1 protein-coding gene is annotated in these 1,333 nt (G+C 43.3%); it reads left to right on the top strand.

Going from position 1 to position 1,333, the window contains the following annotated elements; all coding sequences use genetic code 11:
* A partial coding sequence (locus A3735_RS00915; protein WP_156499289.1) for a beta-ketoacyl synthase N-terminal-like domain-containing protein occupies positions 1-1,333 on the top strand: 1,333 nt, incomplete at both ends.

The following is a 1,333-nucleotide window of genomic DNA, read 5'->3' as shown; positions in this document are numbered from 1 at the left end:
TTGTTCGACTAAACATCGTGCCGAAGTCCTTGAAAGAAGTTATCACCGCGGGCGAGCAGCTAATTATCACTGAGGATATTAGGTCTATCTTCGAACAGCTCCCTAAGACAAGCTTGTCAAATCAATACGGCCCTTCAGAGTCTCATGTGGTAAGCGAACTTATCATGAGAGCCCCTGCCAGCGATTGGCCGGAAATACCCCCAATTGGTAGCGCATTACCTCACGCGAAACTTAATATATTGAATGATAATGGCCAAAATGTCAGAGCTGGAGAAGTAGGAGAGCTCTATATTAGCGGCCCAGTTTTAGCTACTGGTTACATAAATAATTCGATAGAGACAAACAAACGCTTTGTCACTATGACGATCAATGGCAAAGAACAACTTTGCTATCGTACAGGGGATTTGGTCTCAGCAGATAATAAGGGCCAGTTAGTTTATTCAGGTAGAACTGATAACCAAGTAAAAATTAGTGGCTATCGTATTGAGTTATCGGAAATTGAAGCCTGTTTAATGAAGCATGAGAGTGTCTCCAATGCAGCTGTAACAGTTTCAGAGAGCGAAGCGCAAAAATCGATTATTGCTTTTATTGTAAGCAACTCTGAGGATGCTTCAATACTCAAAGCATACCTCACGCAAGAGCTACCTGCCTATATGCAGCCGTCTCATTTTCTGTTCAGCGATGCACTGATGACAACGCCTTCAGGGAAAATCGACCGCAAGAGTATGCTCGCCCAGTATCACGCCAATCAAGGTAAGTTAGCTGAGCAGGTTTCAAGCATGCAGAAAGAGCAGCTAATAGCTGTGCCAGATAAAGTGTCACTAAGCTCAATGATCTATTCCTTGCTTGGTAACGACAATATCGACACATCAAAAAGTCTGGTTGATGTAGGCATGACATCACTCATGGCGAACCAGTTATCAGTTCAGCTATATGAAAGCTTTCAGCTAGATATACCCGCCTATAAGCTTTTTCAATACGCTTCGATAGACTCGTTTATCAATCATCTTAGTAAGCAAGTGAGAACTAACAACTATCAGACACGAAATACTAACTCCCGCAAAGATGGCTCTCGTGACATCGCTATTATAGGCATGGCCATTAATGCACCTGGCGCAAATAACCTTCCACAATTTTGGGAGAACTTGCTAGCAGAAAAAGAAAGCCTGCATGTATTTGCACCCACGTCAGCAGATGGTGAAGTTAACACTCGAGGTATCATTGCAGAGCCTCTTGCTCTCGATGCGAGTTTTTTTGGAATTTCACCAATTGAAGCCGAGTTTATAGATCCACAGCAACGCATTATGCTCGAGCTAGCTTGGCACGCCATAGA

The sequence above is a fragment of the Oleiphilus sp. HI0061 genome, assembly GCF_001635675.1.
The sequence above is the reverse complement of the archived record's forward strand: the minus strand, read 5'-3'. Positions and strand labels throughout refer to the sequence as shown.